Genomic DNA, 22,090 nt, shown 5'->3' with positions numbered 1-22,090 from the left:
AGCCAGTCGCGGAGACCGGCATACGCACTCGGCACACCCTTCGCGCCGATGCGGGACCCGACCCGAGCCACCGTCCACAAGAGACAGTGGCTCGGAGAGGATCACTTCGAGTAGAGCTCGACGATGAGCTGCTCGGTGACAGGCGTGTCGATCTGCGCGCGCTCGGGCAGCTGGTGCACGAGGATGCGCAGGTTCGAGGCGACGACCTGCAGCCAAGCGGGAATCGGGCGGTCACCGAAGGACGCGCGAGCAGCCTCGAAGGGCAGCGTCGGCATGGACTTCGGCTTCACGTCGATGATGTCGAACTTCGACACCTGGTAGCTCGGGATGTTCACCTTGTGGCCGTTGACCAGAAAGTGCCCGTGGCTGACCAGCTGGCGAGCCTGGCGACGCGTGCGGGCGAGGCCCGCGCGGTACACCACGTTGTCGAGGCGGGCCTCGAGGATCTGGAGCAGGTTCTCACCGGTCTTGCCCGGACGACGAACCGCTTCCTTGTAGTAGCGGACGAACTGCTTCTCGAGAACGCCGTAGGTGTAGCGAGCCTTCTGCTTCTCCTGGAGCTGCAGCAGGTACTCGGACTCCTTGACCCGGCCACGGCCGTGCTGGCCGGGCGGGTACGGACGGCGCTCGAACGCCTGGTCCCCACCAACGAGGTCGACCTTCAGGCGGCGCGAGATACGCGTCGCAGGTCCCGTGTAACGAGCCATTAGTTCTTACTCCTCCCCGTGCCTCAGACCCGGCGCCGCTTGGGCGGGCGGCAGCCGTTGTGGGGCTGCGGGGTCACGTCCTGGATGGTGCCGACCTCGAGACCGGCGGCCTGCAGCGAACGGATCGCGGTCTCACGGCCGGAGCCGGGACCCTTGACGAACACGTCCACCTTGCGCATGCCGTGCTCGGCGGCCTTGCGGGCGGCGTTCTCGGCGGCCATCTGCGCCGCGAACGGCGTGGACTTGCGCGAGCCCTTGAAACCCACGTGGCCGGCGGACGCCCAGCTGATCACGTTGCCCATCGGGTCGGTGATCGACACGATGGTGTTGTTGAACGTGCTCTTGATGTGCGCCTGGCCGTGCGAGACGTTCTTCTTTTCCTTGCGCCGGATCTTCTTGACCCCGGCGCCCGTGCGGGACTTCGGTGGCAAAACGAGCTCCTAAGTTGAGGGCAGTAGACGCGAGGTCTTACTTCTTGCCGGCCTTCTTCTTGCCGGCCACGGTCTTCTTCGGACCCTTGCGGGTACGGGCGTTCGTCTTCGTGCGCTGTCCGCGAACGGGCAGGCCACGACGGTGCCGAAGACCCTCGTAGCAGCCGATCTCCATCTTGCGACGGATGTCGGCCGCGACCTCACGGCGAAGGTCACCCTCGACCTTGTAGTTCGTCTCGATGTGGTCCCGCAGCTTGGCGAGGTCGTCGTCCGTCAGATCCTTCACCCGGAGGTCCGGGGAGATCTCCGTGGCGGCGAGCAGCTCCTTGGAGCGCGTACGACCGATGCCGAAGATGTAGGTGAGCGCGATCTCCATCCGCTTTTCGCGGGGGAGGTCTACGCCAGCGAGTCGTGCCATGTGGCGGTTAACTCCTGTCGATTACTTCCAGGTCTGCTCCTCGCCCATTTCCGGTGACTGACTCGCTATGTCGTTCCGGCTGCTCTCACAGCCGGTGTCCCGGCCCCGGCCTGGAATCCGGGGGTGTCCGCACGCTTGAAGCCCTGCGTGCGGTAGGTGCGAGGAGTGTCTCGTTACTGCGTCATCGAAGATCTCGACGAGCGCGTGGTGGAGCTGCTCAGCCCTGGCGCTGCTTGTGGCGCAGGTTCTCGCAGATCACCATGACCCGGCCGTGACGGCGGATCACCTTGCACTTGTCGCAGATCTTCTTGACGCTCGGCTGAACCTTCACGCCTGAGATCTCCTGCTACTGGAGGTCACTTGTAGCGGTAGACGATGCGCCCGCGGGACAGGTCGTAGGGCGAGAGCTCCACGACAACCCGGTCCTCAGGGAGGATGCGGATGTAGTGCTGTCGCATCTTGCCGCTGATGTGCGCGAGTACCTTGTGACCGTTCTCCAACTCGACCCTGAACATCGCGTTGGGGAGCGGCTCGACTACGCGGCCCTCGACCTCAATGGCCCCGTCCTTCTTGCCCATGTCCTCCGCGTTTCGTGACGGTGATAATAACCTTTGGACGCGCGCCTACCCGGTTCGATCTCACCTGCGAGGGCATGACTGAACCGGCGCGACGGATGCGCCACCTGACAAGTGTACGCAGTTCACTCCGGCAACCCAAATCGGCCCCGTTCGAGCCCGTCACCGGGCCGTGCACAGCTCACCAGCAGGGCGCGCAGCCTGGTGATCTCGTTGATCTGCGACTCGTGCAGCCCGAGCACGGACTTGAGCGTGCGCACCCGCTGAGCCACGACGCCGCTGCCGTAGCCGGTGTCGTCAGAACACCGCTGAGCTGCGTTGTTGAGCGCCAGGTCGCCCGATCCGACGCCGTAGCTCTCGAGACTCGGATCGCCCGGACCGCGCTGGATGAACCCGGCCCGGTCGAGGCAGTGCAGCAACATGGCAGTGAGCGCCCTCGTCTGCGCGTCCTCGGGCCCGGACTTCAACCGCACGTCCCACTCGTGGACCACGGTGTCGTGCAGCGCCGTGATGCGACTCACGGCATCGACGTACTCCTGCCCGGCGGCGATCCGGGCCTGACCCCCGCAGCCGCCGTCGACCGGCCACTGCGGGCTGATGAAGTCCGGCCGCAGGATCCGCACGTCGGCGAACGGCGGCTCGCAGTTCTCGACTTCGGCGATGGTGTCGGCCAGGAAGATCCGGTTGGCGATCTGCCCAGGCGGAACGTCCTGGTAGGTGAGGTCGGTGGCCGGCTTCGAAGCAGCACAGCCCGAAACGGAGATCAACAGCGCGGACAGGACGAAGCGGATTACCCGCACAATGCCCCCAGACATTGGATTCGCTCGTCACCACGACCATATCCGTGTCGACAAACGAAATAACCCCGCTCACCTCACGGCGAACGGGGTCACGTCAGAGCTGGGGTCAGTCCTCCTCGGGTGCGGTGAGCACCCAGGGACCGTCCTCGGTGATCGCGACGCTGTGCTCCCAGTGCGCGGCGCGCGTCCCGTCGAGCGTGATGACGGTCCAGCCGTCCTCCAGCTCCTGGGAGTCGTCCGTCCCGAGCGTCAGCATCGGCTCGATCGCGATGGCCATGCCGACCTTGAGCTTCGGCCCCTTGCCGGGCTTGCCGTAGTTCGGCAGGAACGGGTCCATGTGCATCTTGGTGCCGATGCCGTGGCCGCCGTAGTCCGCGACGATGCCGTACTCGATGCCGTCGGCCTCGCCCGACTCGATCGCCGAGGACTCGATGGCGAACGAGATGTCGGTGAGCCGCCCGCCCGGCACGGCGGCCTCGATGCCCGCGAGCATCGACAGCCTGGTGGCCTCGGACAGCTTGTGGTCGGCCGGCGAGAGCTCACCACAGCCGACGGTCACGGCAGAGTCGCCGTGCCAGCCGTCGAGGATCGCACCGCAGTCGATCGAGATCAGGTCGCCCTCGGCGAGCACCTGCTTCTTGTTCGGGATGCCGTGGACGATCTGCTCGTTCACCGACGCGCAGATGCTCGCCGGGAAACCGTGGTAGCCCTTGAACGACGGGATGGCGCCGGCGTCGCGAATGGTCTGCTCGGCGATCTCGTCGAGCTCCCAGGTGGACACACCGGCCTTGACCGCGTCGACGACGTTGCGCAACGCCCGTGCCACGACCAAGCCGGAGGCACGCATGGCCTCCAGCTCGCCGCGGGTCTTGATCTCGATCTTGCTCATACAGTCACTATCTGCCCGGCTTGGGCGAGTCCACGAAACGTTCGGGTGCGGCAGGAGGCCGACGAGCAGCGAAGCCCGCCTCGGCGCCCGTTACTTCTCGGCGCGCAGCGAGTTCAGCGCTGCGAGAGCCCGCTCGCTGATCTCGTCGATCTCACCGACGGCGTCGATGGAGATGACCTTGTCCGCGTAGTAGTCCAGCAGCGGCGCGGTCTCGTTGCGGTACACCTGCTGGCGGTGCCGGATGACCTCTTCCTTGTCATCCGTGCGCCCGCGCGCGAGCAGCCGCTCGACCACGACGTCCTCGTCGACCCGGAACTCCAGCACCGCGTCGAGCTCGTGCTCGTCGACCGCCAGGAACTCGCCCAGCTTGTCCGCCTGCGCCACGTTGCGCGGGAACCCGTCGAGCAGGAAACCGTCGGTCGCATCCGACTCGGCGAGGCGCTTGCGCACCATCTCGTTCGTGATGGAGTCCGGCACCAGCGCGCCCTCGTCGAGGATGCTCTGCACCTCGAGGCCGAGCTCGGTCTGGTTGGAGATGTGTGACCGGAAGAGGTCGCCCGTCGAGATGTGCGGCACGCCGAGCTTGCGGCTCAGAACCTCAGCCTGGGTGCCCTTGCCCGCACCGGGCGGGCCAACGAGAACGAGTCGCATCTAGCGGAGGAACCCTTCGTAATTGCGCTGCATGAGCTGGCTCTCGATCTGCTTCACGGTGTCGAGACCGACGCCGACCATGATCAGAACCGCGGTGCCGCCGAACGGGAAGTTCTGGTTCTGGTTGTCACCAGTGAGGTCCAGGAACAGGTTCGGCAGGATCGCCACGATGCCGAGGTAGAGCGAACCGGGGAGCGTGATGCGACCCAGCACGAACTTGAGGTACTCGGCGGTGGGGCGACCGGGACGGATGCCGGGGATGAAGCCACCGAACTTCTTCATCTCGTCCGCACGCTCGTCCGGGTTGAACGTGATGCCGACGTAGAAGTACGTGAAGAAGACGATCAGCAGGAAGTAGGCCGCGATGTGCACCCAGCTCGACTGCTTGGTGAGGTAGGTCTGGACGAACGTCGCGAACCAGTTCGGCTGGGATCCAGTGCCCTGGGTCAGACGGACGACCAGGTCCGGCAGGTAGAGCAGCGACGAGGCGAAGATGACCGGGATGACGCCGGCCTGGTTCACCTTCAGAGGAAGGTACGTCGACGTGCCGCCGTACATGCGGCGGCCGATCATGCGCTTGGCGTACTGCACCGGGATGCGGCGCTGGGCCTGCTCGACGTAGATGACGCTCGCGATGATGACGAGAGCGGCCACGATCACCAGGATGAAGGTGATCCGGCTGGCGTCCTTCTCCCAGATGTTCTTGCCCTCGGCCGGGATGCGGGCGGCGATACCGGTGAAGATCAGCAGCGACATGCCGTTGCCGATGCCCTTCTCGGTGATCAGCTCACCCAGCCACATGATGACCGAGGTACCGGCCGTCATCGTCACGACCAGCACGATGAGGGTGAAGATGTTGTCCTTGGCGGGAATGACGTCCTGGTCGCACTCACCGAACAGCTGCCCGCGCACCGCGAGGGCGACAAGTCCGGTCGACTGCAGGATCGCCAGGCCGATGGTCAGGTAACGCGTGTACTGCGTCAGCTTGCCCTGACCGGCCTGCCCCTCCTTCTTCAACTGCTCGAACCGCGGGATGACCACGGTGAGCAGCTGAATGATGATGCTCGCGGTGATGTAGGGCATGATGCCCAGCGCGAAGATCGAGAGGTTGAGCAACGCCCCGCCGCTGAACAGGTTGATCAGCGAGTAGATGTTCTGACCCTCAAGCTGTTCAGCACACGCGCGCACGTTCTTGAAGGACACGCCCGGCGCGGGCATGGTCGCACCAAGCCGGTACACAATGATGATCCCGAGCGTGAACAGGATCTTCTTGCGTAGATCCGGCGTCGCGAGAGCCGAGCGGAATGCGCCGAGCACGCGAACCTCCTGAGCGTTGCCGACCCCCAGGGACCGGCACATGCGGTAGTTGGCAGGCCGCAGCAGGCAGCCACGACCAAGCAACCCGGAGGACATCCGGGTTCAGCCCGCAACACTAACAGCCCCCCGCGACCTGGCCGTACCCAGTGGCCAATCACAGCTTCTAACCGGTTGATCACTGCCCGCGCCACTAGGCCATCCGGGGTACTCGACCCGGCAAATCCGTGCTACGAGCAGCAATTTCGCCGCCCGCGAACGTTTGCACCCACCCAAGTGTTCCCCAGCGCCGGCCACGAAAGTTCTGCTAGCCGCAGAACGCCCGCCCAAAGCAACAGGACTCTGACCACGGGACTGGGGAACGGCACGGACTCCCGGCAGGAACCCGCCAACGAAACAGGGGACGACCCTCACAAGGTACGAGCGCTCCGGTAGGCGCCCCCACCCCAAGAAACGCCAAAAGGCCCCGAGGCAAAGCCTCAGGGCCTTTCAGACGTACTGACTACCTCAGGAAGCAACCGTGGTGGTGCCACCCGCAGCAGCGATCTTCTCCACAGCGGACTTGGAGAACTTGTCAGCGGTGACGTCCAGCTTGACGCTGACGTCGCCGTCGCCCAGCACCTTGACGAGGTGGCCCTTGCGGACCAGCCCGGCCAGCACCAGCGCGGGAACGTCCACCGAGCCACCCTCCGGGAAGGAGGCGGCGATCGAGGAGACGTTCACGACCTGGTACTCGGTGCGGAACGGGTTCTTGAAGCCCTTGAGCTTCGGCAGCCGCATGTGCAGCGGCATCTGGCCACCTTCGAAGCGCGGCGAGACGTTCTTGCGAGCGCCCGTGCCCTTCGTACCGCGGCCGGCGGTCTTGCCCTTGGAGCCTTCACCACGACCAACGCGGGTCTTGGCGGTCTTGGCGCCGGGGGCGGGACGCAGGTCGTGAATCTTGATGGTCACGACTGGACCTCCTCAACACTCACCAGGTGGCGCACGGCGTGGATCAGGCCGAGCACCTGGGGGGTGTCCTCACGCACGACCGACTGACGGATCTTGCGCAGCCCGAGGGTGCGCATCGACTCGCGGTGGTTGTGCTTGGTACCGATGGTGCTGCGGACCTGGGTGATCTTCAGCTGAGCCATGATCAGACCCCCTGGCCCGCGCGAGCGCGGATCATGCCGGCGGGAGCCACGTCCTCGAGGGGCAGGCCACGACGGGCCGCGACCTCTTCGGGACGCTGCAGACCCTTGAGGGCCGCCACGGTCGCGTGCACGATGTTGATCGCGTTGTCGGAGCCCAGGGACTTCGACAGCACGTCGTGCACGCCGGCGCACTCGAGGACGGCGCGAACAGCGCCACCCGCGATGACACCGGTACCGGCCGAGGCCGGACGCAGCAGAACCACACCAGCGGCCTTCTCACCCTGAACCGGGTGGGGGATGGTGCCGGCGATGCGAGGCACGCGGAAGAAGTTCTTCTTCGCTTCCTCGACACCCTTGGCGATGGCCGCGGGAACTTCCTTGGCCTTGCCGTAGCCGACGCCGACCATGCCGTCGCCGTCACCCACCACGACGAGCGCGGTGAAGCTGAACCGACGACCACCCTTGACCACCTTGGAGACGCGGTTGATCGCAACCACGCGCTCGAGGTGGGGGGTCTTCTCCTGGGCCGCGCCGCCGCGGCCGCCGTCACGACGGTCGCGGCGCTCTCCGCGCTCGCCCCCGCCGCCTTCGCGACGCGTACGTCCTGGCATCAGGCGTCCCTCTCAATTCCGGTGATGATCATTGTCAGAACTCCAGCCCCGCCTCGCGAGCGGCATCCGCCAGAGCAGCGATCCGGCCGTGGTACGCGTTGCCACCGCGGTCGAACACGACCGCCGAGACACCGGCGTCCTTGGCGCGGGCCGCGGCCAGCTGGCCGACCTTGGCCGCACGGGCCTTCTTGTCGCCGTCCATGGTGCGGACGTCGGCCTCCATGGAGGACGCGGACGCGACCGTGTGGCCCTTCAGATCGTCGATGATCTGCACGGTGATGTGCTTCGACGACCGGTGCACGACCAGGCGCGGACGCTCGGCGGTGCCGCTGACCTTCTTGCGAAGGCGGAAGTGGCGACGGGCCTTGGCAACACGACGCCTGGTGGAGATGTCCTTGCCCACCGGCTTGCGCTTCGTAACAGTCGACTCGCTCATGTCACTTACCCGTCTTTCCGACCTTGCGACGGATCTTCTCGCCCGAGTAGCGGACGCCCTTGCCCTTGTACGGGTCGGGCTTGCGCAGCTTGCGGATGTTGGCGGCGACCTCACCGACCAGCTGCTTGTCGATACCCGAGACGGAGAACCGGGTCGGGGTCTCGACCGCGAAGGTGATGCCCGCGGGGGCCTCCACCTTGACGGGGTGCGAGTAACCGAGCGCGAACTCGAGCTCAGAGCCCTTGAGCGCGACGCGGTAACCGACGCCGTGGATTTCCATCTTCTTTTCGTAGCCCTGGGTCACCCCGACGACCATGTTGTGCACGAGCGTGCGCGACAGGCCGTGGAGCGCGCGGTTGCGGCGCTCGTCGTTCGGGCGCTTGACCTCGAGAGTGCCGTCTTCGGCCTTCTCGACGATGATCGGCTCAGCGAGCGTGAGCGTCAGCAGGCCCTTGGGGCCCTTGATGCTCACGTCCTGGCCGGCGATGTTCACGTCGACCCCGGAGGGGACAATGATCGGCTGCTTTCCGATGCGCGACATGTCTACTCCCCCTTACCAAACGTAGGCGAGGACTTCTCCGCCCACGCCTGCCTTGTTGGCCTGACGGTCGGTCATGAGACCGCCAGAGGTCGAAATGATCGCCACGCCGAGGCCACCGAGAACTCGGGGCAGGCCGGTGGACTTCGCGTACACGCGCAGACCGGGCTTCGACACGCGGCGGAGGCCGGCGATGCTGCGCTCCCGGTTCGGGCCGTACTTCAGCTCGACGACGAGGTTCTTCGCGACCTCGCCCTCCTCGTCGCGGTACGAGGCGATGTAGCCCTCGCGCTTGAGGATCTCGGCGATGTTGGCCTTCAGCTTCGAGTGCGGCATCACGACCTTGTCGTGGTAAGCCGAGTTCGCGTTGCGCAGACGAGTGAGCATGTCTGCGATCGGGTCGGTCATCGTCATGGTGACCTGGTCAACCTTTCTCGCTGCGGTTCGCCGCTCAGGGTCCAGACCAGCCCTCCCCCGAAGGAGAGGGACTGGACGGTCGTGTGCGGGCCTACAGCGAAGTAATGGAGCTTTGAATTACCAGCTGGACTTGCTCACGCCAGGCAGCTCACCGCGGTGAGCCATCTCGCGCAGGCAGATCCGGCAGAGGCCGAACTTGCGGAACACCGCGTGGGGGCGGCCGCAACGCTGGCACCGGGTGTAACCCCGGACCTTGAACTTCGGCTTCTTCGCGGCCTTGTTGATCAACGCCTTCTTGGCCATCGACTCAGTTCTCCTTGAACGGGAAGCCCAGGTGCTTCAGCAGCGCCCGGCCCTCCTCGTCGTTCGTGGCGGTGGTGACGACGGTGATGTCCATGCCGCGAGGCCGGTCGATTGCGTCCGGGTCGATCTCGTGGAACATCGACTGCTCGTTCAGACCGAACGTGTAGTTGCCGTTGCCGTCGAACTGCTTGCCCGAGAGGCCGCGGAAGTCGCGGATACGGGGCAGCGCGATCGTCAGCAGACGGTCGAGGAACTCCCACATGCGGTCGCCGCGCAGCGTGACGCGCGCACCGATCGGCATGCCCTCGCGCAGCTTGAACTGCGCGATGGACTTGCGGGCCCGGCGAACCTCGGGACGCTGGCCGGTGATGATCGAGAGGTCCCTGACGGCACCCTCGATCAGCTTGCCGTCACGGGCGGCGTCGCCGACACCCATGTTGACGACGACCTTGACGACGCCCGGGATCTGCATGACGTTGGCGAAGGAGAACTGCTTCTGCAGCTCACCCTTGACCTCGTCGCGGTAGCGCGTCTTGAGCCGCGGGATGATCTTCTCTGCGGTGGTCATGATCAGATGTCCTTCCCGTTACGACGGGAAATGCGGACCCGCTTGCCCTCGTCGTTCGTCCGGTAACCAACACGGGTCGGCTTGCCGTCCGAGTCGACCACCATCACGTTGGAGACGTTGATCGGGGCTTCCTGGGTCACGATGCCACCAGACTGCGCGCCCCGCTGGGTCTGCGTGATCTTGGTGTGCTTCTTGATCCGGTTGACGCCCTCGACCAGGACCTTGCCGACCTCAGGGTAGGCCATGATGACCTTGCCCTTGGCGCCCTTGTCCTTGCCGGCGATAACGACGACCGTGTCGCCCTTCTTCACCTTCATGGTCAGAGCACCTCCGGTGCCAGCGAGATGATCTTCATGAACTTCTTGTCGCGCAGCTCGCGCCCGACCGGGCCGAAGATGCGGGTACCGCGGGGCTCGTTGTCGTTCTTGATGAGCACGGCGGCGTTCTCGTCGAAGCGGATGTACGAGCCATCCGGACGACGGCGCTCCTTGACGGTGCGGACGATGACGGCCTTGACGACGTCACCCTTCTTCACGCCGGCACCGGGGATCGCGTCCTTGACGGTCGCGACGATGATGTCGCCGATGCCCGCGTAGCGGCGGCCGGATCCACCGAGAACACGGATGCAAAGGATTTCCTTCGCACCGGTGTTGTCGGCGACACGAAGCCGCGACTCCTGCTGAATCACTTACTTGCTCCTTGACCATTCCTGGCCCGCCGGATTTCCGACCCGACGGGCTCGGTCTGTCTAGAAAGGGCTTACTTGGCCTTTTCGAGGACCTCGACGAGCCGCCAGCGCTTGGTGGCCGACAGCGGTCGGGTCTCCATCAGCAGGACGCGGTCGCCCACGCCCGCCGTGTTCTCCTCGTCGTGCGCCTTCACCTTGGTGGTGGAGCGCATGACCTTGGAGTAACGCGGGTGCTTCTTGCGGTCTTCCAGCGCAACCACGATCGTCTTGTCCATCTTGTCGGACACGACGAGGCCCTCGCGGACCTTGCGGTCGTTGCGCTTCTCGGTCTGGACTTCGTTGCTTTCGGTCATGCCGCACCCTCACCAGTGGATTCCGGCGAAACGGAGAGACCAAGCTCCCGCTCCCGCATCACGGTGTAGATCCGGGCAATCTCGTGCCGGACCGTGCGCAGCCGCCGGTTGTTGTCGAGCTGGCCCGTGGCCATCTGGAAGCGAAGGTTGAAGAGCTCTTCCTTCGATTCCTTCAGACGCAGCACGAGCTCTTCCTCGGTGAGCTCACGCAGCTCGGAAGCGGTGGTACCCGCTGCCATCAGAACTCACCACCCTCACGCGTAACGATGCGGCACTTCATCGGGAGCTTGTGGATCGCGCGGCGGAGCGCCTCGCGAGCGACCTGCTCGTTCGGGAAGGCCATCTCGAAGAGGACGCGACCCGGCTTGACGTTGGCCACCCACCACTCCGGCGAACCCTTACCGGAACCCATGCGGGTCTCGGCCGGCTTCTTCGTGAGCGGACGGTCCGGGAAGATGTTGATCCAGACCTTGCCGCCACGGCGGATGTGGCGCGTGATGGCGATACGAGCGGACTCGATCTGCCTGTTGGTGACGTAGGCGGGCTCGAGAGCCTGGATGCCGTACTCACCGAAGGTGACCTTCGTGCCGCCCTTGGCAGCACCCGACCGCTTCGGGTGGTGCTGCTTGCGGTGCTTGACCCTACGAGGGATGAGCATGGCTCAGCTCTCCGTCTTCTCTGCTGCGGCCGGGGCCTCAGCAGACGCGGCGTTGGCGTCAGCTGCGGCACGACCGGCCTCGGTGCTCGTCGCGGTGGTGCCACTGGCACCGGAACGACGGGCCCGGTTCGGACGCTCGCCACGGTCGCGGCGCGGGGCGCGGTCGGCCTGTGAAGGCGCAGCCGCGTCGAGCGCGCGCTTGGCGGAGATGCCACCGACGATGTCGCCCTTGTAGATCCACACCTTCACGCCGATACGGCCGAACGTGGTGCGGGCCTCGAAGAAGCCGTAGTCGATGTTGGCGCGGAGCGTGTGCAGCGGCACGCGGCCGTCGCGGTAGTGCTCCGAGCGGGACATCTCGGCGCCGCCGAGGCGACCGCCGCACTGCACGCGGATGCCCTTGACCTGCGGCGAACGCATGGCCGACTGAATGGCCTTGCGCATCGCGCGCCGGAAGGCGACGCGGTTGGACAGCTGCTCGGCGACACCCTGTGCCACGAGCTGCGCGTCCGACTCGGGGCTCTTGACCTCGAGGATGTTCAGCTGGACCTGCTTCTTGGTGAGCTTCTCCAGCTCACCGCGGATGCGGTCCGCCTCGGCACCGCGACGGCCGATGACGATGCCCGGCCGGGCGGTGTGGATGTCGACGCGAACCCGGTCACGGGTGCGCTCGATCTCCACCTTGGAGATGCCGGCACGCTCCATGCCACGCGAGAGCAGCCGACGGATCTTGACGTCCTCGGCCACGTACTCGGCGTACTGCTTGTCGGCGTACCAGCGGGACTTCCAGTCGGTGGTGATCCCCAGCCGGAAGCCGTGCGGGTTGATCTTCTGGCCCACTACCGGGTTCCCTTCGCGCTGGTCTTCTTCGGACGAGACTCCACCTCGATGGTGATGTGGCTCGTCCGCTTGCGGATCCGGTACGCGCGGCCCTGGGCACGCGGGCGGAAGCGCTTGAGGGTCGGACCCTCGTCCACGTAGGCCACGGCAACCCAGAGGGTGTCGGGGTCAAGGGACATGTTGTTCTCGGCGTTGGCCATGGCGCTGGCGAGCACCTTCGCGACCGGCTCAGAGGCGGCCTGGGGCGCGAACTGGAGCACGGCCAGGGCCTCGCTGGCGTTACGACCCTTGATGAGCTCGATGACGCGACGCACCTTCATGGGGGTGTCGCGAACGTAACGAGCCCGAGCCACGGCGCGCGGAAACTCCGGCGCCTCAGCGTCCTTACGGGCGTTCATCGCTGCTTTTCCCTTGCTCTTCTCAGTTCGACGCCTAGCGGCGACGAGACTTCCGGTCGTCCTTGATGTGGCCCTTGAAGGTGCGGGTCGGGGCGAACTCGCCCAACTTGTGCCCGACCATGGCCTCGGTCACGAACACCGGGACGTGCTTACGGCCGTCGTGCACCGCGATGGTGTGGCCCAGCATGTCCGGGATGATCGTGGACCGGCGGGACCACGTCTTGATGACGGTCTTCTTGCCCGACTCGTTGAGAACGTCCACCTTCTTGAGCAGGTGGTCGTCCACGAAGGGGCCTTTCTTAAGGCTGCGAGGCATCCTTCACTCCCTCCCTGCTCAGCGCTTCTTACCGGTGCGACGACGCCGGACGATGAGCTTGTCGCTTGGCTTGCGGCGGCGAGTACGACCCTCGGGCTTACCAGCCGGGTTGACCGGGTGGCGACCACCGGAGGTCTTGCCCTCACCACCACCGTGCGGGTGGTCAACCGGGTTCATGGCGACACCGCGGACGGTGGGCTTCTTGCCCTTCCACCGCATGCGGCCGGCCTTGCCCCAGTTGATGTTCTGGTGCTCCTTGTTGCCGACCTCGCCGAGCGTGGCGCGGCAGCGCACGTCCACGTTGCGGATCTCGCCCGAAGGCATCCGCAGCTGGGCGTACGGGCCGTCCTTCGCCACGAGCTGCACCGAGGCGCCCGCAGAGCGAGCGATCTTCGCGCCGCCACCGGGGCGGAGCTCGATCGCGTGAATCACGGAACCGACCGGGATGTTGCGCAGCGGCAGGTTGTTACCCGGCTTGATGTCGGCCTTGGGGCCGTTCTCAACCGTGTCACCCTGCTTGAGCTTCTCCGGGGCGATGATGTAGCGCTTCTCGCCGTCCGCGTAGTGCAGCAGCGCGATGCGCGCGGTGCGGTTCGGGTCGTACTCGATGTGAGCGACCTTGGCCGGCACGCCGTCCTTGTCGTGGCGACGGAAGTCGATCAGGCGGTATGCCCGCTTGTGACCGCCACCCTTGTGCCGCGTGGTGATCTTGCCCGAAGCGTTGCGGCCACCCAGCTTGTGCAGCGGGCGGATCAGCGACTTCTCCGGCGTCGACCGAGTGATCTCGGCGAAGTCGGAGACGCTCGCACCGCGACGACCGGGAGTCGTCGGCTTGTACTTGCGAATGCCCATCTCTACGCAGTCCTCGTCATCAGGCGGCAGGGCCGCCGAAGATCTCGATCGCCTTGCTGTCAGCCGACAACGTGACGATCGCGCGCTTCGTGTCCTTGCGCTTGCCGAAACCGCTCTTGGTCCGCTTGCGCTTGCCCTGGCGGTTGATGGTGTTGACGCTGACGACCTTGACGCCGAAGACCTTCTCCACGGCAATCTTGATCTGGGTCTTGTTCGAACCCGGCGCCACCAAGAAGGTGTACTTGTTCTCCTCGAGAAGCCCGTAGGACTTCTCGGAGATCACCGGCGCGAGCAAGATGTCCCTGTGGTCGGGGATCACTTGGAAGCCTCCTCGTCCACCGCGACCGCCGTGGCCTCAGCCGAGCCGCGACCCTGCTGGGCCTTGCTGGCGAGGAACACGTCGAGCGAGTCCTTGGTGAACACCACGTCGTCGTTGACGAGCACGTCGTAGGTGTTGAGCTGGTCGGGCGCGATCACGTGCACGTGCGGGAGGTTCCGCACGCTGACCCACGCGACCTCGTCGGTGCGGTTGAGCACCACGAGAACGCGACGAGCCTGGGTGACCGACTCCAGGACCTTGCGCGCCGTCTTGGTCGACGGGGTGTCCCCGTCCACCAGGCCGGACACGACGTGCACCTGGTTGGCGCGGGCCCGGTCGGAGAGGGCGCCACGCAGAGCGGCGGCCTTCATCTTCTTGGGCGTCCGCTGGGTGTAGTCACGCGGCTGCGGGCCGTGGACGACGCCACCGCCGGCGAACTGCGGCGCACGCGTCGAACCCTGGCGGGCGCGACCGGTGCCCTTCTGGCGGTACGGCTTCTTGCCACCACCGGACACCTCGCCGCGGGTCTTCGTGGCGTGCGTGCCCTGGCGCGCGGCGGCCTGCTGGCCGACGACGACCTGGTGCAGCAGCGCGACGTTGGCCTGCGCGTCGAAGACAGCCGAGGGGAGCTCGACCGTGCCGGCGGACTTGCCGTCCGGGGTGCGGATCTCAACAGTCGACATCAGGCACCACCCTTCGCGGCAGTCCGGACGAACACCAGACCACCCTTGGGGCCGGGAACAGCGCCCTTGATGAGCAGCAGGCCGTTCTCGGCATCGATCTTGTGCACCTTCAGGTTCTGGGTCGTGACGCGCACGTGGCCCATGCGGCCGGCCATGCGCAGACCCTTGAAGACGCGACCCGGGGTGGCGCAGCCACCGATGGAACCCGGCGAGCGGTGCTTGCGCTGGGTGCCGTGGCTGGAGCCGAGGCCCCGGAAGTTGTGGCGCTTCATGACACCCGCGGTGCCCTTGCCCTTGCTGGTGCCGGTGATGTCGACAACAGCGCCGGCCTCGAACACCTCAGCGGTGATCTCCTGGCCGACCGTGTACTCGCCGGCGTCCGCCGTGCGCAGCTCCACCAGGTGGCGACGGGGCGTGACCCCGGCCTTGGCGAAGTGGCCCGCGACGGGCTTGTTGACCTTGCGCGGGTCAATCGCGCCGGCCGCCAGCTGGACGGCGGTGTAGCCGTCCTTCTCTTCGGTGCGAACCTGGGTCACGACATTGGGCTCAGCCCTGACGACGGTCACCGGGACAACCCGGTTGTTCTCGTCGAAGACCTGAGTCATGCCGAGCTTGGTGCCCAGGATGCCCTTCATCTGCCTGTCAGACATTGGTCCGTTACTCTCCGCGCCCAACGCTTACTGGATGTTGACGTCGACGCTGGCCGGCAGGTCGATGCGCATGAGCGCGTCAACCGTCTTCGGCGTCGGGTCGAGGATGTCGATCAGCCGCTTGTGCGTGCGCATCTCGAAGTGCTCGCGCGAGTCCTTGTACTTGTGCGGCGAGCGGATGACGCAGTACACGTTCTTCTCAGTGGGCAGCGGCACAGGCCCGACGACCCGAGCGCCGGTGCGCGTCACGGTCTCCACGATCTTGCGCGCAGACGCGTCGATCGCTTCGTGGTCGTAGGCCTTGAGCCGGATGCGGATCTTTTGTCCCGCCATGATGGCTTGCCGTTCCTCTGCTTCTCGTAACCGCTGCGGTGCGGTGCCTCGGATGAGGCCTGTTACAGCCTCTTGGCGCGCTCCGCCCCTGTTGAAGTGTCATGGTGCCCGGTCCACGCGGTCGGGCGTGTCGCGCCCGGTGCGCATACCGGTCCCACTCAAGGTCTCCCCGGTGGGATTGGGCCTACCACAGCCCATGCACCCTGATGCCCATCTCCGCAAGGAGGCGTTCACTAACAGGGCGCGGACGCTCGGTCGAAGGGATCGGGCACGCACGGATGCGACCCGGCCTTCGTCGAGCAACCCGTAAAGGATGCCACACGGGCGTGAGGCGATCCAAATCGGGGTGGGTGAGTTGGAGGCAGATCACGTCCGGATCTTGCCGGTGAACCGCCCTGTCCGTCGCGTGTGGAGCGACGGCCGCGACGGTTCCATTGTCCGGCAACGGAATCGGAGCGACGAACCTGCCCGCGCCCACCCGGCGCGGTGGTGACGTGAGCTGACGCACACATCGGGTCCTGCAACGACGAAGGCCGGGCCAACTCCAGGAGTTGGCCCGGCCTTACGACGTACTACTGGCTACAGCTGGGTCACTTGATGATCTTGGTGACCGAGCCGGCGCCGACGGTGCGGCCACCCTCGCGGATCGCGAAGCGCAGGCCCTCGTCCATGGCGATCGGCTGGATCAGCTTGACCGTCATACCGGTGGTGTCACCGGGCATGACCATCTCGGTGCCCTCGGGCAGCGTCACAACGCCGGTCACGTCCGTCGTGCGGAAGTAGAACTGCGGACGGTAGTTGTTGAAGAACGGCGTGTGGCGGCCACCCTCGTCCTTCGACAGGATGTAGACCTGAGCCTCGAACTCGGTGTGCGGGGTCGTGGTGCCCGGCTTCACGATGACCATGCCGCGCTCCACCTCCTCGCGCTTGATGCCGCGGAGCAGCAGAGCGGCGTTGTCACCGGCGCGACCCTCGTCGAGGAACTTCTTGAACATCTCGATCGAGGTGACCGTCGTCTTCTTCGACGTCTCCTTGATTCCGACGATCTCGATCTCGGAGTTCACGTTGATGATGCCGCGCTCGATACGACCGGTCACCACGGTGCCGCGGCCGGTGATCGTGAAGACGTCCTCGACGGGCATGAGGAACGGCTTCTCGGTGTCGCGCTCCGGCTCCGGGATCGCCGAGTCAACGGCGGCCATGAGCTCGAGAACGGACTTGCCCCAGGTCTCGTCGCCCTCCAGCGCCTTCAGCGCCGAAACGCGCACGACCGGCAGGTCGTCGCCCGGGAACTCGTACTCGGAGAGCAGCTCGCGGACCTCGAGCTCGACGAGCTCCAGGATCTCCTCGTCGTCCACCATGTCGGCCTTGTTCAGGGCGACGACGATGTAGGGGACGCCGACCTGGCGGGCCAGGAGGACGTGCTCCTTCGTCTGCGGCATCGGACCGTCGGTCGCCGCGACCACCAGGATGGCGCCGTCCATCTGCGCCGCACCGGTGATCATGTTCTTGATGTAGTCGGCGTGACCGGGGCAGTCAACGTGCGCGTAGTGACGGTTCTCGGTCTGGTACTCGATGTGAGCGATCGAGATCGTGATACCGCGCTGCTTCTCTTCCGGCGCCTTGTCGATCTGGTCGAACGCGAACGAAGCGTTCACATCGGGGTACGCGTCGTGCAGAACCTTGGAGATCGCCGCGGTCAGCGTGGTCTTGCCATGGTCGATGTGACCGATGGTGCCGATGTTGACGTGCGGCTTCGTCCGCTCGAACTTCGCCTTGGCCACTGGATTGTCCTCCTGGACTTCTTTTTTGCTGGTCCGGCGGGCATCTGTGGCCACCCGCCGGACTACACGTCAGGGTCGGAAAATGCGGACCCCAGGGATTCGCCCCCGGAGAGCCCGCGGTGGAACTGCGGTGCTCCGGTGTGGGGTTATTCCCCAGTCGCCTTCGCGATGATCTCCTTCGAGACGTTCGCGGGAACCTCTGCGTAGGAGTCGAACACCATCGAGTAGTTGGCACGACCCTGGGTCTTGGACCGCAGGTCACCCACGTACCCGAACATTTCCGACAGCGGAACCAGTGCCTTGACGACACGGATGCCGCTGCGCTCCTCCATGGCCTGGATCTGGCCACGGCGGGAGTTCAGGTCGCCGATCACGTCGCCCATGTACTCCTCGGGCGTCGTGACCTCGACGGCCATGAGCGGTTCGAGGATCGCGGGAGACGCCTGACGGGCGGCTTCCTTGAGGGCCATCGAACCAGCGATCTTGAACGCCATTTCCGAGGAGTCGACCTCGTGGTAGGCGCCGTCGAGCAGCGTCACCTTCACGCCGACCAGCGGGTAGCCCGCCAGCACGCCGTACTGCAGCGCGTCCTGTGCACCCGCGTCGACCGACGGGATGTACTCACGCGGGATGCGGCCACCGGTGACGGCGTTGACGAACTCGTAGAGCGCGCCGTCTTCCTTCTTCTCCAGCGGCTCGACGGTGACGAGCACCTTCGCGAACTGGCCGGAGCCACCGGTCTGCTTCTTGTGGGTGTAGGAGTACTTCTCCACCGCCTTGCGGATGGTCTCCCGGTACGCCACCTGAGGCTTGCCGATGTTGGCCTCGACCTTGAACTCGCGGCGCATGCGGTCCACCAGGATGTCCAGGTGGAGCTCGCCCATGCCGGCGATGATGGTCTGGCCCGTCTCCTGGTCGAGGTTGACCCGGAACGTCGGGTCCTCCTCGGCCAGCTTCTGGATCGCGGTGCCGAGCTTCTCCTGGTCCGCCTTCGTCTTGGGCTCGATGGCCACCTGGATGACGGGCTCGGGGAAGGTCATCGACTCGAGCACGATGGGGTGCTGCGGGTCGCACAGGGTCTCACCGGTCGTGGTGTCCTTCAGACCGATCACGGCGTAGATGTGACCCGCGATGGCCTCGGTGACCGGGTTCTCCTTGTTGGCGTGCATCTGGAAGATCTTCCCGATGCGCTCCTTGCGGTCCTTGGTCGCGTTGACGACCTGGGTGCCCGCGGCGACCTTGCCCGAGTAGACCCGGATGTAGGTCAGCTTGCCGAAGAACGGGTGCACGGCGATCTTGAACGCCAGCGCCGAGAACGGCTCGTCCGTGGACGGGCTGCGCTTGACGATGGTCTCGCCGTCCTGCAGCGTGCCCTCGACCGGCGGGAGGTCGAGCGGCGACGGCAGGTAGTCGATGACCGCGTCGAGCATGGGCTGGACGCCCTTGTTCTTGAACGCGGAGCCACACAGGATCGGGTACGCGGAACCCGCGGCGACGATCTTGCGGAGGCCGGCCTTGATCTCCTCGACCGACAGGTCGCCCTGCTCGAAGTACTTCTCGGTCAGGTCGTCGTCGGTCTCGGCAACGGCCTCGAGAAGCTGCTCGCGGAACTCCTGCGCGCGCTCGACGAGATCCGCGGGGATCTCCTCGATCGCGTAGTCCTCACCCTTCTGGACCTCGCCGCGCCACGTGAGAGCACGCATCTCGATGAGGTCGACGACGCCGATGAAGTCGCTCTCGGCACCGATCGGGATCTGGAGCGGCAGCGGCTTGGCGCCGAGGCGGTCCTGGATCGTCTTGATGGTGAAGTAGAAGTCCGCGCCGAGCTTGTCCATCTTGTTGACGAAGCAGATGCGCGGGACGTCGTACTTGGTCGCCTGCCGCCAGACCTGCTCGGACTGCGGCTCGACGCCTTCCTTGCCGTCGAAGACGGCAACAGCGCCGTCGAGGACGCGCAGGTTGCGCTCGACCTCGACGGTGAAGTCGACGTGGCCGGGCGTGTCGATCAGGTTGATCTGGTGGTTCTTCCAGTAGCAGGTCGTCGCGGCCGACGTGATCGTGATGCCGCGCTCCTGCTCCTGCTCCATCCAGTCCATCACGGCAGCGCCGTCGTGCACCTCGCCGATCTTGTAGCTGATCCCCGTGTAGAAGAGGATCCGCTCCGTCGTCGTGGTCTTGCCCGCGTCGATGTGCGCCATGATCCCGATGTTGCGGACCATGGAGAGATCAGTGAGCACGTCCTGTGCCACGGGTCTTTCCCCTGTCTTGAGCTTGTGAGCTCACTAGGGCTGGGAGAGCCCGGCTCCTGGTGAAGCCGGGCGTCACATCACCAGCGGTAGTGGGCGAAGGCCTTGTTGGACTCGGCCATCTTGTGCGTGTCCTCACGGCGCTTGACGCTCGCACCGAGACCGTTGCTCGCATCGAGCAGCTCGTTCATCAGACGCTCGACCATGGTCTTCTCACGGCGCTGCCGGGAGAAGGTGATCAGCCAGCGCAGCGCCAGCGTGGTGGAGCGGCCGGGCTTGACCTCGACGGGGACCTGGTAGGTCGCACCACCGACGCGGCGGCTCTTGACCTCGAGAGCCGGCTTCACGTTGTCGAGCGCGCGCTTCAGCGTGACGACCGGGTCGGTACCAGTCTTCTCGCGAGCACCTTCGAGGGCTTCGTAGACGATCTTCTCGGCCACGGAGCGCTTACCGTCGACCAGCACCTTGTTGATGAGCTGGGTCACGAGCGGCGAGCTGTACACCGGGTCAGAGATAAGCGGCCGCTTCGGGGCCGGTCCCTTGCGGGGCATTAGCTCTTCTCCTTCTTCGCGCCGTAGCGGCTACGAGCCTGCTTGCGGTTCTTGACACCCTGCGTGTCGAGAGAGCCACGGATGATCTTGTAACGAACACCCGGCAGGTCCTTCACACGACCGCCACGCACGAGCACCATCGAGTGCTCCTGGAGGTTGTGACCCTCACCGGGGATGTAGGCCGTGACCTCGATACCGCTGGTCAGCTTCACGCGAGCGACCTTGCGCAGTGCGGAGTTCGGCTTCTTCGGGGTGGTGGTGTAAACGCGGGTGCACACACCGCGCCGCTGCGGCGAACCCTTGAGGGCCGCCGTCTTCTGCTTGGCCACCTTGTCCTGGCGGCCCTTGCGGACCAGCTGCTGGATCGTTGGCATTCGCCGGCTGCTTCTTCCGTCTTTTGCGGGATCCCCTCGCGGTTCACCCTCGTGTTTCTTGATCCCTCTCTGCACCCGAGGTCGGGCGTGTCGCCCGCTCCCAAGGTCCGCAAGCAACAGTTCAACTGCCACTGCGAGTGGAGGACACCGCTGCCTCACGGGCACGCGGAGCGGCCCGACATGGGTCGGGCACGAGTAGCAAAGATACCCGCCCACGTCTACCTGGGTCAAAACGGGGGTGCCGTACGCGCACCTGCAGTAGACATGCTCACCACCATGTTCACCCGAGCAGGAGGCACAAGCGTTGTGGCGGCAGTGGATCGCGCCGTGCGTGCTCACGGCGCTGTGCGTGGCGGGACTCACAGCTTTTTCGGTCTGCCGCGGACGGAAGCGCGCTCCCCGGTCGGTGACTGCTACGCGGTGTTCACCTCCAAGAAATCGGTCGGTCTCGCTCGCGCCGACTGCTCGAAGGACGACTCGACCTACAAGGTGGCGCTGACCGTGGACTCGCCCGGCTGGTCGCTGGACCCGGGAACCTGCCAGGAGGGGCGCTACCGCCCACTGCGTGACGGCGTCGGCGACACTCTGTGCCTGATGCTCGACGACCTCGTGAAGAGCAGGTGCGACACCTACTCGGAGTCGAAGGTGACCAAGGTCGTCACCGGGACTCGCACGAGCTGTGCTCCGGGTGAGGTCGCGACCTTCTACGCAGAGCCCGCCACCACTGTCTGCCTGGGGAAACCATGAAGATCACCGTTCTGGTCGCCGCGCTCGCACTGGCGCTGTCCGGGTGCTCCGGGTGGCACGAGCAAGCAGGCGTCGGTGAGTGCGCCCGGCAGATCGACGTCAACGACACGAGCGTCAACATGGAAGAGGTCGACTGCTCGTCTGATCAGGCCGTGTACCGGGTGTCGTCGCGCGAGAAGCGGACGATGTGCCCGACCGGGGACTACCTCGACGAGTCGTCCGGCCGGTCGCGCAAAACCGGCAAGACGCGCTACTGCTACGTGCTGAACGTCCGCGAGGGCGACTGTCTCAAGGCGACGAACCAGTACTTCCAGCGCGTGGCGTGCGGGGCCGGGACGCGCAAGGTCACCAAGGTCGTCGACGGCAAGTCGGACCGCCTTCTGTGCGCCGGCGAGGACTCGAAAACGTACTCGCAGCCCGTGAAGACGATCTGCATCACCAAGTGAGCTGCTTGATCGGCTTCTGCTGCGCCTGCAAGGGATCGTTGCAACGCACCTGATTCACTTG

The 22,090-nt window shown here is 65.7% G+C and carries 36 protein-coding genes; 2 read left to right on the top strand and 34 right to left on the bottom strand.

What is annotated here, in order from left to right; genetic code table 11:
• Positions 1–101 precede the first annotated feature (101 nt).
• From rpsD to rpsL, 34 genes are all read right to left on the bottom strand, one after another.
• Positions 102–707 carry a 30S ribosomal protein S4 gene (gene rpsD, locus ABZX92_RS04590; protein ID WP_045309822.1) on the bottom strand — a complete coding sequence of 202 codons (606 nt, stop codon included), beginning with the start codon at positions 705–707 and terminating at the stop codon, positions 102–104.
• 23 nt (positions 708–730) lie between these two features.
• On the bottom strand, positions 731–1,138 hold the full coding sequence (rpsK, locus tag ABZX92_RS04585) for a 30S ribosomal protein S11 (protein ID WP_086669042.1): 408 nt from the start codon (positions 1,136–1,138) through the stop codon (positions 731–733).
• A gap of 37 nt (positions 1,139–1,175) precedes the next feature.
• Complete coding sequence (gene rpsM, locus ABZX92_RS04580; RefSeq protein WP_045309821.1) at positions 1,176–1,556, bottom strand: 30S ribosomal protein S13; 381 nt, start codon at positions 1,554–1,556, stop codon at positions 1,176–1,178.
• Between the two features lie 217 nt (positions 1,557–1,773).
• The gene (rpmJ, locus tag ABZX92_RS04575) at positions 1,774–1,887 is read right to left on the bottom strand and encodes a 50S ribosomal protein L36 (RefSeq protein WP_010148647.1); all 114 of its coding nucleotides are present in this window, start codon (positions 1,885–1,887) and stop codon (positions 1,774–1,776) included.
• Positions 1,888–1,912: 25 nt separating this feature from the next.
• Positions 1,913–2,134, bottom strand: coding sequence for a translation initiation factor IF-1 (gene infA, locus ABZX92_RS04570; protein ID WP_005166804.1), 222 nt, complete (start codon positions 2,132–2,134; stop codon positions 1,913–1,915).
• A 122-nt stretch (positions 2,135–2,256) separates the two neighbouring features.
• On the bottom strand, positions 2,257–2,946 hold the full coding sequence (locus ABZX92_RS04565) for a hypothetical protein (protein WP_355553916.1): 690 nt from the start codon (positions 2,944–2,946) through the stop codon (positions 2,257–2,259).
• A gap of 91 nt (positions 2,947–3,037) precedes the next feature.
• On the bottom strand, positions 3,038–3,820 hold the full coding sequence (map, locus tag ABZX92_RS04560) for a type I methionyl aminopeptidase (RefSeq protein WP_355553913.1): 783 nt from the start codon (positions 3,818–3,820) through the stop codon (positions 3,038–3,040).
• A gap of 90 nt (positions 3,821–3,910) precedes the next feature.
• Positions 3,911–4,471, bottom strand: a complete 561-nt coding sequence (locus ABZX92_RS04555; RefSeq protein WP_355553910.1) for an adenylate kinase — start codon at positions 4,469–4,471, stop codon at positions 3,911–3,913.
• Positions 4,472–5,788: a preprotein translocase subunit SecY gene (gene secY / locus ABZX92_RS04550; RefSeq protein WP_355553949.1), complete on the bottom strand. Its 1,317-nt coding sequence runs from the start codon at positions 5,786–5,788 to the stop codon at positions 4,472–4,474.
• A gap of 504 nt (positions 5,789–6,292) precedes the next feature.
• Positions 6,293–6,736 carry a 50S ribosomal protein L15 gene (gene rplO, locus ABZX92_RS04545; protein WP_355553907.1) on the bottom strand — a complete coding sequence of 148 codons (444 nt, stop codon included), beginning with the start codon at positions 6,734–6,736 and terminating at the stop codon, positions 6,293–6,295.
• Complete coding sequence (gene rpmD, locus ABZX92_RS04540; RefSeq protein ID WP_053733139.1) at positions 6,733–6,918, bottom strand: 50S ribosomal protein L30; 186 nt, start codon at positions 6,916–6,918, stop codon at positions 6,733–6,735. The genes rplO and rpmD overlap by 4 nt, the downstream gene beginning before the upstream one ends.
• A 2-nt stretch (positions 6,919–6,920) precedes the next feature.
• Positions 6,921–7,529 (bottom strand): 30S ribosomal protein S5, encoded by a 609-nt coding sequence (rpsE, locus tag ABZX92_RS04535; RefSeq protein ID WP_030473451.1) that lies wholly within the window; start codon positions 7,527–7,529, stop codon positions 6,921–6,923.
• A 34-nt stretch (positions 7,530–7,563) separates the two neighbouring features.
• Positions 7,564–7,965, bottom strand: coding sequence for a 50S ribosomal protein L18 (rplR, locus tag ABZX92_RS04530; protein ID WP_355553903.1), 402 nt, complete (start codon positions 7,963–7,965; stop codon positions 7,564–7,566).
• A gap of 1 nt (position 7,966) precedes the next feature.
• Complete coding sequence (gene rplF, locus ABZX92_RS04525; RefSeq protein WP_045309814.1) at positions 7,967–8,506, bottom strand: 50S ribosomal protein L6; 540 nt, start codon at positions 8,504–8,506, stop codon at positions 7,967–7,969.
• A 12-nt stretch (positions 8,507–8,518) separates the two neighbouring features.
• Positions 8,519–8,917: a 30S ribosomal protein S8 gene (rpsH, locus tag ABZX92_RS04520; protein ID WP_030473454.1), complete on the bottom strand. Its 399-nt coding sequence runs from the start codon at positions 8,915–8,917 to the stop codon at positions 8,519–8,521.
• 120 nt (positions 8,918–9,037) lie between these two features.
• On the bottom strand, positions 9,038–9,223 hold the full coding sequence (locus tag ABZX92_RS04515) for a type Z 30S ribosomal protein S14 (protein WP_030473455.1): 186 nt from the start codon (positions 9,221–9,223) through the stop codon (positions 9,038–9,040).
• 4 nt (positions 9,224–9,227) lie between these two features.
• Positions 9,228–9,791 carry a 50S ribosomal protein L5 gene (gene rplE, locus ABZX92_RS04510; protein WP_089915278.1) on the bottom strand — a complete coding sequence of 188 codons (564 nt, stop codon included), beginning with the start codon at positions 9,789–9,791 and terminating at the stop codon, positions 9,228–9,230.
• Between the two features lie 2 nt (positions 9,792–9,793).
• Complete coding sequence (rplX, locus tag ABZX92_RS04505; RefSeq protein WP_355553899.1) at positions 9,794–10,108, bottom strand: 50S ribosomal protein L24; 315 nt, start codon at positions 10,106–10,108, stop codon at positions 9,794–9,796.
• Between the two features lie 2 nt (positions 10,109–10,110).
• The gene (rplN, locus tag ABZX92_RS04500; RefSeq protein WP_030478306.1) at positions 10,111–10,479 is read right to left on the bottom strand and encodes a 50S ribosomal protein L14; all 369 of its coding nucleotides are present in this window, start codon (positions 10,477–10,479) and stop codon (positions 10,111–10,113) included.
• A gap of 71 nt (positions 10,480–10,550) precedes the next feature.
• Entirely contained in the window at positions 10,551–10,832 is a 282-nt protein-coding gene (rpsQ, locus tag ABZX92_RS04495; RefSeq protein ID WP_109628768.1) for a 30S ribosomal protein S17, read from the bottom strand.
• Positions 10,829–11,071 (bottom strand): 50S ribosomal protein L29, encoded by a 243-nt coding sequence (rpmC, locus tag ABZX92_RS04490; protein ID WP_319972325.1) that lies wholly within the window; start codon positions 11,069–11,071, stop codon positions 10,829–10,831. The genes rpsQ and rpmC overlap by 4 nt, the downstream gene beginning before the upstream one ends.
• On the bottom strand, positions 11,071–11,490 hold the full coding sequence (gene rplP, locus ABZX92_RS04485; protein WP_030473461.1) for a 50S ribosomal protein L16: 420 nt from the start codon (positions 11,488–11,490) through the stop codon (positions 11,071–11,073). Before rplP ends, rpmC begins: the two co-directional genes overlap by 1 nt.
• A gap of 3 nt (positions 11,491–11,493) precedes the next feature.
• The gene (rpsC, locus tag ABZX92_RS04480) at positions 11,494–12,330 is read right to left on the bottom strand and encodes a 30S ribosomal protein S3 (protein WP_112262345.1); all 837 of its coding nucleotides are present in this window, start codon (positions 12,328–12,330) and stop codon (positions 11,494–11,496) included.
• Positions 12,330–12,728: a 50S ribosomal protein L22 gene (rplV, locus tag ABZX92_RS04475; protein WP_045309808.1), complete on the bottom strand. Its 399-nt coding sequence runs from the start codon at positions 12,726–12,728 to the stop codon at positions 12,330–12,332. Before rplV ends, rpsC begins: the two co-directional genes overlap by 1 nt.
• Before the next feature lie 34 nt (positions 12,729–12,762).
• Positions 12,763–13,044 (bottom strand): 30S ribosomal protein S19, encoded by a 282-nt coding sequence (gene rpsS / locus ABZX92_RS04470; RefSeq protein WP_015105260.1) that lies wholly within the window; start codon positions 13,042–13,044, stop codon positions 12,763–12,765.
• 18 nt (positions 13,045–13,062) lie between these two features.
• Positions 13,063–13,896 carry a 50S ribosomal protein L2 gene (gene rplB, locus ABZX92_RS04465; RefSeq protein ID WP_030473464.1) on the bottom strand — a complete coding sequence of 278 codons (834 nt, stop codon included), beginning with the start codon at positions 13,894–13,896 and terminating at the stop codon, positions 13,063–13,065.
• A gap of 19 nt (positions 13,897–13,915) precedes the next feature.
• Positions 13,916–14,215: a 50S ribosomal protein L23 gene (gene rplW / locus ABZX92_RS04460; protein ID WP_045309807.1), complete on the bottom strand. Its 300-nt coding sequence runs from the start codon at positions 14,213–14,215 to the stop codon at positions 13,916–13,918.
• Positions 14,212–14,898: a 50S ribosomal protein L4 gene (gene rplD, locus ABZX92_RS04455; RefSeq protein ID WP_355553892.1), complete on the bottom strand. Its 687-nt coding sequence runs from the start codon at positions 14,896–14,898 to the stop codon at positions 14,212–14,214. Before rplD ends, rplW begins: the two co-directional genes overlap by 4 nt.
• Positions 14,898–15,548, bottom strand: a complete 651-nt coding sequence (gene rplC, locus ABZX92_RS04450) for a 50S ribosomal protein L3 (RefSeq protein WP_089949042.1) — start codon at positions 15,546–15,548, stop codon at positions 14,898–14,900. The genes rplD and rplC overlap by 1 nt, the downstream gene beginning before the upstream one ends.
• 27 nt (positions 15,549–15,575) lie before the next feature.
• Positions 15,576–15,881 (bottom strand): 30S ribosomal protein S10, encoded by a 306-nt coding sequence (rpsJ, locus tag ABZX92_RS04445; protein ID WP_003938093.1) that lies wholly within the window; start codon positions 15,879–15,881, stop codon positions 15,576–15,578.
• A 590-nt stretch (positions 15,882–16,471) separates the two neighbouring features.
• Positions 16,472–17,665 carry an elongation factor Tu gene (gene tuf, locus ABZX92_RS04440; RefSeq protein ID WP_045309805.1) on the bottom strand — a complete coding sequence of 398 codons (1,194 nt, stop codon included), beginning with the start codon at positions 17,663–17,665 and terminating at the stop codon, positions 16,472–16,474.
• A 146-nt stretch (positions 17,666–17,811) separates the two neighbouring features.
• Positions 17,812–19,914 carry an elongation factor G gene (gene fusA, locus ABZX92_RS04435; protein WP_355553887.1) on the bottom strand — a complete coding sequence of 701 codons (2,103 nt, stop codon included), beginning with the start codon at positions 19,912–19,914 and terminating at the stop codon, positions 17,812–17,814.
• A gap of 77 nt (positions 19,915–19,991) precedes the next feature.
• Positions 19,992–20,462: a 30S ribosomal protein S7 gene (rpsG, locus tag ABZX92_RS04430; RefSeq protein ID WP_065915967.1), complete on the bottom strand. Its 471-nt coding sequence runs from the start codon at positions 20,460–20,462 to the stop codon at positions 19,992–19,994.
• Entirely contained in the window at positions 20,462–20,836 is a 375-nt protein-coding gene (gene rpsL / locus ABZX92_RS04425) for a 30S ribosomal protein S12 (RefSeq protein WP_030473471.1), read from the bottom strand. The genes rpsG and rpsL overlap by 1 nt, the downstream gene beginning before the upstream one ends.
• A 420-nt stretch (positions 20,837–21,256) precedes the next feature.
• Here rpsL and ABZX92_RS04420 point away from each other — a divergent pair, with 420 nt between their 5' ends.
• Positions 21,257–21,583, top strand: a complete 327-nt coding sequence (locus ABZX92_RS04420) for a hypothetical protein (RefSeq protein WP_355553883.1) — start codon at positions 21,257–21,259, stop codon at positions 21,581–21,583.
• Complete coding sequence (locus ABZX92_RS04415) at positions 21,580–22,029, top strand: hypothetical protein (RefSeq protein ID WP_355553880.1); 450 nt, start codon at positions 21,580–21,582, stop codon at positions 22,027–22,029. Before ABZX92_RS04420 ends, ABZX92_RS04415 begins: the two co-directional genes overlap by 4 nt.
• Positions 22,030–22,090: the final 61 nt, after the last annotated feature.

The sequence above is a fragment of the Lentzea sp. NPDC006480 genome (genome assembly GCF_040611995.1).
In the GTDB taxonomy this organism is placed as follows: Bacteria; Actinomycetota; Actinomycetes; order Mycobacteriales; family Pseudonocardiaceae; genus Lentzea.
The sequence above is the reverse complement of the archived record's forward strand: the minus strand, read 5'-3'. Positions and strand labels throughout refer to the sequence as shown.